Genomic DNA, 2381 nt, shown 5'->3' with positions numbered 1-2381 from the left:
CGCGCGCATGTCTCGCTCACGCAGCGCCTCGAGCGTGCGCCGCGCGCTGAACGCCACGCCGACGCCGCGGGATCGCACCTCGATCTCGTCGGATACCGAACGCACGGCGGTGAACCCGACTCCAAACTGTCCGACGCCCGAACCCGCAGCAGTCTTGCCCGACGCCCTCAAGGCGGTCAACGCGTGCACACCGGAGATATCCAGCGCTGCACCGGTATTGGCAACATGCAGAGCACCGAACTCATCGGTCCACACGGCCAGCCGACCCGGGACCCCGGCTCGCTGAGCGGCGTCGGCTGCGTTCTGCGCCAACTCGGTGAGCAGACGATCGCGGTAGCCCCCGCGCACCAGATCGGACTCGGACGCCGAATCCTCCCGAAGCCGGGTGGGAGAAGAGCCCCACGCCGCGAGAATCGACTCCCGCAACGACCCGGTATCGAACGGATCGATCAGCTCGGAGATGCCGAAGCTTCTTCCTGCGCAGCAAGATCGGTGGTGTTCGACGCATCATCTACGGCAGGTTCGGCGTTGTCGGCCGCAACGATGTCGGCAGCCCCCGACTCTTCCGGGGCCTCTCCCGTGGTTTCGACGGTGTCGGTCGTGTCGACGGTCTCGACGCTGTCGGCTGTCTCGGCAACTGCAGCCGGCTCGACCGGGGCCACCGGCGATGCGACGACGTCGAGTGCAGCGTCGTCGTACGGCTCGAATTGCGGCGATCCTGCTCCGGTGGGGAGTTCGGTGTCGGAATGCGCTCCGCAGCCGTACTCGGCATGCACCACGTGTCCGTCGGCCGCGAATTCGTTGCCGCACACCCCGAATGCGACGGAGAGTGAACCGGCGAGGGGGAGGTAGAAACCACACAGCCCGCAGGTCGACGGCGCCGCCTTGGCCATCTCGGTATCGGGACCGAAGTCGCCGTCGTGCCAGCGCTGGGCGGCGTCGAGGCGTCCTTCGAGGCTGGTGACCTTGGTTCGGCCGAGACCGATCTCGCCCGCAACCTCGTCGATGGCAGGGTCACCGGATCCGACGTACCCGGCACGAGCCGCGGATCGTCCTGGCGCGGAGACAGCAGATCGCCGGGTCCCAGGTCGCCGGGACGGATGCGCTCGTCCCAGGGCACCCAGGTCGGTGCCACGAGAGCATCGGGGCCCGGAAGCAGAACAAGCTCACTGACCGTGGCGTGGTCCGCGTCCTCCGGTGCGGCGACCACGACGGCCCACTGCCATCCGCGGTACCCCTCGAGATCGCTGGCGAACCGGTGGGTGGCCGCGCTGGAGTCTTCGGCGGTGACCCCGAGGTACTCGCCGATACCGCCCTCTCCCAGGTCGAGCAGAGCCTGCCGCGCGAGGTCCACGGCATCGGCCAAGACGGGGCGGATGGAATCGAGCTCTGGGGAAGATACGAAACTCACACATCCAGTTTGCCGCATCGACACGGTGACGCCCAGTTCGGGCTGCCATCATGGGTGCAATGACCGTCCGTGCTCGCACCTGCGCTGCCCTCGCGACCTCGCTGCTCGCTGTGTCCGCCTGCTCGTCGACGACGCAGCCGACCCCGGTGACGTCCGACTCGGTTCCGACACTGACCACCGAGATCGTGCGCGAATACGACCGGAGCAACGACGCATTCACCCAGGGCTTCGAGATCGACGGCGACGTGCTCTACGAGGGCACCGGACTGGAAGGCTCCTCGTTCGTCAGGCGGACATCGCTCGAGAACATGACCGAACTCGATCGCGTGGATCTGCCGGCCGACCTGTTCGGCGAAGGCATCACCGTCGACGGCGACACCCTGTGGCAGATCACCTGGCAGGACGGCGTCGCAATAGCCCGAGACCCGAACACCCTCGCCGAACGACGCCGGGTGAACTACGACGGCGAAGGCTGGGGGCTGTGCACGCAGACGCCGGACGACCGCCTCGTGATGAGCGACGGCTCGTCCACCATCACCTTCCGCGACCCCACGTCGTTCGATGCCGAGAACACCGTCGACGTCACCCTCGACGGCAATCCGGTCGAGCGGCTCAACGAACTCGAATGCGCCGACGACGGATCGGTGTACGCCAACGTGTGGCAGACGTTCGACATCATGCGCATCGACCCGGCCACCGGCGCGGTGACCGCAGTCATCGACGGCACCCCACTGTGGAATTCGATGTCGGCCTCCGAACGAGGCGGGGCCGACGTGTTCAACGGCATCGCGCAGATCCCCGGCACCGACCGGTTCCTCGTGACCGGCAAATACTGGCCCAAGATCTTCGAGGTGCGATTCACCGATACCGCGCCGGTAGGACAGAATTGACCCCGTGACCGATCCACGTCTCCCCCACACCCCACCGGGTGCGGACGATTCAGAACAGGATCACTCCGCAGGCTCCGCTC

3 protein-coding genes and 1 pseudogene are annotated in these 2381 nt (G+C 67.1%); 2 read left to right on the top strand and 2 right to left on the bottom strand.

The window, feature by feature from the left end:
- Together RHBS_RS27000 and RHBS_RS26995 are read right to left on the bottom strand one after the other, a co-directional pair.
- On the bottom strand, positions 1-453 hold a 453-nt coding region (locus RHBS_RS27000; RefSeq protein WP_374700673.1), incomplete at its 3' end, for a sacsin N-terminal ATP-binding-like domain-containing protein.
- Positions 450-1354: pseudogene (locus RHBS_RS26995) on the bottom strand (DUF3027 domain-containing protein). The gene RHBS_RS27000 and the pseudogene RHBS_RS26995, both read right to left, overlap by 4 nt.
- Between RHBS_RS26995 and RHBS_RS31255 the strand changes: the two are divergent.
- Both RHBS_RS31255 and RHBS_RS26990 read left to right on the top strand, forming a co-directional pair.
- Complete coding sequence (locus tag RHBS_RS31255; RefSeq protein ID WP_237669818.1) at positions 1259-1474, top strand: hypothetical protein; 216 nt, start codon at positions 1259-1261, stop codon at positions 1472-1474. The pseudogene RHBS_RS26995 and the gene RHBS_RS31255 overlap by 96 nt on opposite strands.
- Positions 1471-2301 (top strand): glutaminyl-peptide cyclotransferase, encoded by an 831-nt coding sequence (locus RHBS_RS26990; RefSeq protein WP_237669815.1) that lies wholly within the window; start codon positions 1471-1473, stop codon positions 2299-2301. The genes RHBS_RS31255 and RHBS_RS26990 overlap by 4 nt, the downstream gene beginning before the upstream one ends.
- The last annotated feature ends 80 nt before the right edge of the window (positions 2302-2381 follow it).

The organism is Rhodococcus sp. BS-15 (assembly GCF_000813105.1).
In the GTDB taxonomy this organism is placed as follows: Bacteria; Actinomycetota; Actinomycetes; order Mycobacteriales; family Mycobacteriaceae; genus Rhodococcoides.
Note: the sequence above shows the minus strand (reverse complement) of the source record. Positions and strands in the feature narration are given on the sequence as shown.

Coding starts and splice junctions, on each gene's coding strand:
- RHBS_RS26990 (WP_237669815.1), top strand. CDS start 1,471: ATGACCGTCCGTGCTCGCACCTGCGCTGCCCTCGCGACCTCGCTGCTC.